Here is a 5550-nt window from a genome sequence, read left to right as displayed (position 1 = left end):
GCCTGCGCTCGCGCGAATGGTCTTGAGCAGGCCGAGCGCCGTCGTGGCCGGCGCGGATGCAAAGTCGCCAAAAGGCTCGCCCCTGATATCCGGGTGGCCGCGCGAGCGCAGGCCGCGGCGCGACAGCGCGAGGATACGGCCGCGATGGCCACGGCGGTCGAGTTCGGCGACCATGTCGGCCGAGGTCAACCCGGAGCCGACGATCAGCACCGACGCCTCCGGCCCGATCCCTGAAAGCGCGGCGGAAGCGTACGGATCGGCGACGAAACCTGGCGCTTCCGTCAGCGAGGCCAGCGCGTTGGGAATGCCGGGCCGCGGATGCGTCGCTGCCAGGACGAGGATATCGGCGACGACCGGTCCGGCAGAGGTGTGCACGGTCCAGCCCGCGCCACTGGCATCGCGTGTCACGCGTGTGGCGGAACCTTCGACATGATGGACAAGGCCGGAACCGAGATACGGCGCCAGATGCTCGGCGACGTAGCGGCCGAACACGCGACGGCGCGGAAAAGCGTCGCCGTTCTTCCAGATGGCATCCGGGTCGTGTTCGAGTTCTCCGCTGCCAGCCAACCAGCGTGCAAAATGCTGCGGATCATCGGGAGCCATGCTCATCCTGACTGCGGGGACATTGACCCGGTGCGACGGTTCCTCGCTGGAATAGGCCAGGCCGCCGCCGAGCGCTGGTCGCGGCTCGATGACGGAAATCGACAGGCACTCCGATTGAGGTGCCCGCGCCAGATGCCAGGCCACCGCCGCGCCGGAAAAGCCGCCGCCAAGGATGGCGACGCGCAACCGGCGGGCCGGAGGGAGCGCGTTCACGAGGCGCTGGCGAGCGATTTCGGCCGGTGGTCGCCGGCGATGGTCTCGCCGAACGGACCGGTGTTGACGGACGAGCCGGCGGCTTTTACCGGATGGTCGGTCGGCAGTTTCGGCAGCACCAGTTCGCCGAAGCGATAGGCTTCTTCCAGATGCGGATAGCCGGACAGGATGAAGGTATCGATGCCGAGGCGCCGGTACTCGTCGATACGCTCGGCGATCGTGTCGGGGTCGCCGACAAGGGCAGTACCGGCACCGCCGCGCACCAGGCCGACGCCTGCCCACAAATTGGGCGCGATCTCGAGCTTGGCACGATCGCCGCCATGCAATGCGCTCATCCGCGCCTGCCCGACCGAATCCATGCGCGCAAAGACTTTTTGGGCCGAGGCGATCGTCGTGTCGTCGAGGCGGCTGATCAGCCTGTCGGCAGCGGCCCAGGCCTCCTCGGTGGTTTCGCGGGCGATGACATGCAGCCTAATGCCGAAAGAGAGCTTGCGGCCGGCCTTCTGCGCCAGTTCACGCACCCTGTCCAGCTTGCGCTCGACATCGGCAGGCGGCTCGCCCCAGGTCAAATATTTGTCGATCTCCTGCGCCGCCACCGTCGACCCGGCATCGGACGAACCGCCGAAATACAGCGGCGGGTAAGGCGTCTGCACCGGCGGAAACAGCAGCCTTCCGTCCTCGATGTGGAAATGCTTGCCGTCATGCTCGACCGTCTCGCCGCTCAGCACCCGCTTGTATATGCGCAGGAACTCCTGCGTCACCTCATAGCGTTCGGCATGCGACAGGAAAATGCCGTCGCCCTTGTTCTCCAGCGGATCGCCGCCGGTGACGACGTTGATCAGCAGGCGGCCATTTGAGATGCGGTCCAGCGTCGCAGTCATGCGCGCGGCCAGCGTCGGCGACTGCAAACCGGGCCGCACGGCGACAAGGAAACGCAAGCGTTCGGTCATCGGCACAAGAGCCGATGCGATCACCCAGGAATCCTCGCACGAGCGGCCGGTCGGCAACAGCACGCCATAGTAGCCGAGCGTGTCGGCCGCCTTCGCCACTTGCGTCAGATAGGGCAGATCGACCGATCTGCCGCCCTCGGCCGTGCCGAGATAGCGGCTGTCGCCATGCGTCGGCAGAAACCAGAGCACCTTGATAGGGTCTGGAATGTGCTTGCTCATGGCCTGTCTCCCGTCGCCTGACGGAGGCGGCCGGAGATGCCTGCTTTGGTTGACGGCGAGCGCAAAAAGGTAGGCATGGCGTGGTCCTGTCCGGGTGGAAACCAGATCGCCAGTGCAGATTGCTTATTCCACAAACTCTGTAGAGTTAGTTTATTCCAATTCCGTTGCCGCTATTAGAATTTCTCTCCCCAAGAAATCGGCGGCGAGGCCGACCCGAGTGCAGCGGGCCGGCCTTCCTGCATCAGAACGCTGGTTCGACCGCGTTGACGTTGTCCTTGGTGACAACTGTCAGCGGGATCGGCAGCCGGTCCTTGACCTCCTTGCCCTCGATGATCTCGGCCATCGTGTTGATCGCCAGGCGGCCATCCTCGACGGGCGACTGGACGATGGTCGAGTACATCTCATTGGTGCGGATCGATTCGAACGCATCCTTCTGGCCATTGATGCCGACGATCGGCGGTGCGGCCTTGGAGGGGTTCGCCTCTTTCCATGCGTCGATGAAGCCGCGGGCCATCGTGTCGTCATTGGCGTAGACACCGCTGATCTGGTCGCCGAAGCGTGTGATCAGATCGCGGCTCACCACCAGCGCCTTTTGCTGGTCGAAGTCGGCGTTGACCGTGTCGAGCACGTTGATCTCGGCATTGGTTTCCTTGAGACGGTCGGTAAATCCGCTGACGCGGCCGATCGTGGTGCCGTTGCCGGCCTGGCCGGCGATGATGACGACGGAGCCCTTGCCGCCCAGCGCCTTGCTCAGCGAGTCCGCCGCCAGCTTGCCTTCCTCATAGACATCAGGCCCGGTGAACGACTTGATGAACGGCTTGGCATCGTCGCTCATCGGCGAATTGATGAGGATCGCCGGAATGTTCGCCTGCTGCGCGCGCGCCAGCCCCGGTATGTATGCCTGCGGGTCGAGCGGCCACAGGATGATGCCATCGACCTTGCGCGCAACGCAGGTGTTGAGCTGCTCGGTGCCTTTCTGGACATCAAAATCCTGGCTGAGGCTCAGGATCTCGATGCCGAGTTCCGCAGCGCGCGCCTGAAGCGCCTTGTTGGCCGGCGTCGCGTAGGCATGCGAATCCGCTGCCGTCACGTAGCAGACCGTCTTGGCGCTGGCCCAGCCCGTCGATGCCAGCACAGCCGCCATGGCGGCGACGTGAAGCATGCTTTTCTTGCCAATCATGTGTTTCCTCCCAATCATGTGGTTCCTCCTTGAGTGATTGGATTGTCGCGAACGAGCGCCGGGCGCGTGCCCGGAGCCCTCCCCTTGGTGGTAACGGCCCGATCGAGCACGACGAGCAGGATCAGGATAAGCCCGGACACGACCTGCTGGACGTATGCGGGAACGGACTGGAACTCCATCGCGATGGTCAGCGAGCCGATCGTCAGCACGCCGCCGAGCGTGCCGAGCGCGGATCCCTTGCCGCCTTCGAGACGAGTCCCGCCGACAACGACCGCGGCAATGACGGCGACCGTCAGTTCCGAGCCGAAGACAGGCGAGCCGGTGTTGGTGACGAGGCTCTGGAGAACCCCCGCCAGGCCGGCAAGCGTGCCGGCAAAGACAAAGCCGAGAAAGACGATACGGTCCGAGGCGATACCGCTTTCCTTGGCAGCCGCCGGGTTGGACCCCACCGCAAAGACGTTGCGCCCAGGTATGGTGCGCGTCAGCCAGAAATGCAGCAGCACGATCAGGGCGATGAACAGCACGCTGCGGAGGGTGAAGACATCGAGATAGATCTTGGCCAGCGCCAGGGAGAGCATGATGTCGGTTCCGGTCACCGGCTGGCTGTTGGTGATCCAGTGCGCGAGTGAGCGGAAGATCAGCATCGTCGCGAGCGTCAGCACGAGCGAATTCACCTTCAGGCCGACGACCAGCATGCCGTTGATGGCGCCTGCCAGGGTACCGACCAGGATGCCGGCGATCGCGGCGGGCAGGATGCCGATCTCTCGCTGCAGGATGACCGATACGATGCCGGCCAGGGCAAACACGGCGCCACCGGAGAGGTCGATCTGGCCCGATATCAAAAGCACCGTCAGGCCGACCGCGATCAGGCCGATCGTCGCCGCCCGGTCGAGACCGAGGCCGAGCGTCGATGCCGAGAGGTAGCCGGGGACCAACAGCGCGGAAATGACGAGCGTCAGGCCGAGAATGATGACGACGCGATGCTGCGAGACAAGCGAAAGAAAACGCATCACGCCACGCCCCGCTTGCGCAATGCCGCATCCATGCCGACGGCACCGACGATCAGGATGCCGAGCACGAAACCCTGGATTGGCGTGCGCACACCGTCGAGCACCATGACGTTGGTCAGCAGTTGCACGAAGATGAGGCCGGCAATGGCCCGCGGCACCGATCCGAAGCCGCCGACGATCGACACGCCGCCGACCACCACCGCCGTGATGGCGCTGAATTCGTAGCCGCCGCCGATGAGCGGCCGCGCGCTCTGCAGCGTCAGCCCGAGCAGGCCGCCGCTGATGCCGGAAGCCAGTGCGGTGATCACGAAGGCGCCAGCCTTCACGGCCCGCACCGGAACCGCACTAGCCTCGGCGGCGCTGTAATTGCCGCCGGTGGCGAGCGTCCATCTGCCCCAGAAGGAGCGGGACAGGACGAAATGGCCGACAAGGGCGATGACCAGGAAGATCAACACCACGACCGGAATGCCGAACAGCCGGCCCTTGGCGAATTCGGCTGAGGCGGGATTGCTGCCATAGACGATGACCCCGCCGACAGCCGCTTGGACGATGCCCAGTCCGATCGTGCCAACGCCGAGCGTGGCAATGATGGGATTGATGCCGACATATCCGACCAGGCTCCCGTTGAGCAGGCCTATGAGGCCCGCGAGACCCACCGCCAGCAGGAACGCCGGCAGCGGCCCGATCATCGGCTGCAGCCCGAGCGACAGGATGGCGCCGCAGGCGATGGTGGCCGGCACCGACAGGTCGGCCAGGCCGCCGACCACGAGCACGAAGGTCATGCCGACGACGACGATGCCGACGATGGACATCGAGGTCAGGACGTTGAGCAAATTGCCTGACGTGAAGAAGGCGGGGCTGACGAGGGAGCCGTAAAGCATCACGGCGACGATGGCGAAGGCGAGCCCCGCCTTCGACAGGACATCGACAAGCCTGCTGCCACGCGTAAAGCGGTCGTTGCGGTTCACGCCACCGATCTCCATGGCCGCTTCGCTCAAGCCATCTCCTCCCCGGTGGCCAGCGCCATGATGCGCTCCTCGCTCAATTCGCTGCGCAAGAGAGGCTCGGAGGCATAGCCATCGCGCATCACCACCACGCGGTCGCAGACTCCGAGGATTTCGGGCAGTTCCGACGAGATCATCACGGCCGCCATGCCGCCGGCGACGAGTTGGCCGATGATGTGGTGGATCTCGGCCTTGGCGCCGACGTCGACGCCCCGCGTCGGCTCGTCGAGGATCAACGCCGAAGGTTTGGCGGCAAGCCATTTGGCGATGACCGCCTTCTGCTGGTTGCCGCCCGACAGAAGGCTGATGCGCCGTTCGCCGTCGGGCGGTGAAATCGAAAACTGCTTGACCGAATCCCGGGCAAGCGCGCG

At 65.0% G+C, this 5550-nt stretch carries 6 protein-coding genes; all 6 read right to left on the bottom strand.

Going from position 1 to position 5550, the window contains the following annotated elements:
* A partial coding sequence (locus tag EN991_RS21410; protein WP_164769253.1) for an FAD/NAD(P)-binding protein occupies positions 1–816 on the bottom strand: 816 nt, incomplete at its 3' end.
* Positions 813–1985: an FMNH2-dependent alkanesulfonate monooxygenase gene (gene ssuD / locus EN991_RS21405; RefSeq protein WP_127369493.1), complete on the bottom strand. Its 1173-nt coding sequence runs from the start codon at positions 1983–1985 to the stop codon at positions 813–815. The genes ssuD and EN991_RS21410, both read right to left, overlap by 4 nt.
* 241 nt (positions 1986–2226) lie before the next feature.
* Positions 2227–3165 carry a sugar ABC transporter substrate-binding protein gene (locus EN991_RS21400; protein ID WP_013528163.1) on the bottom strand — a complete coding sequence of 313 codons (939 nt, stop codon included), beginning with the start codon at positions 3163–3165 and terminating at the stop codon, positions 2227–2229.
* A gap of 14 nt (positions 3166–3179) precedes the next feature.
* On the bottom strand, positions 3180–4175 hold the full coding sequence (locus tag EN991_RS21395; protein WP_063169855.1) for an ABC transporter permease: 996 nt from the start codon (positions 4173–4175) through the stop codon (positions 3180–3182).
* The gene (locus tag EN991_RS21390; protein ID WP_245461030.1) at positions 4175–5173 is read right to left on the bottom strand and encodes an ABC transporter permease; all 999 of its coding nucleotides are present in this window, start codon (positions 5171–5173) and stop codon (positions 4175–4177) included. The genes EN991_RS21395 and EN991_RS21390 overlap by 1 nt, the downstream gene beginning before the upstream one ends.
* The coding region (locus tag EN991_RS21385; protein ID WP_164769251.1) for an ATP-binding cassette domain-containing protein at positions 5170–5550 on the bottom strand (381 nt) is incomplete at its 5' end. The genes EN991_RS21385 and EN991_RS21390, both read right to left, overlap by 4 nt.

It is taken from the genome of Mesorhizobium sp. M7A.F.Ca.US.005.03.2.1 (genome assembly GCF_003997795.1).
In the GTDB taxonomy this organism is placed as follows: domain Bacteria; phylum Pseudomonadota; class Alphaproteobacteria; order Rhizobiales; family Rhizobiaceae; genus Mesorhizobium; species Mesorhizobium ciceri.
This window is presented reverse-complemented; position numbering and strand designations above follow the sequence as displayed.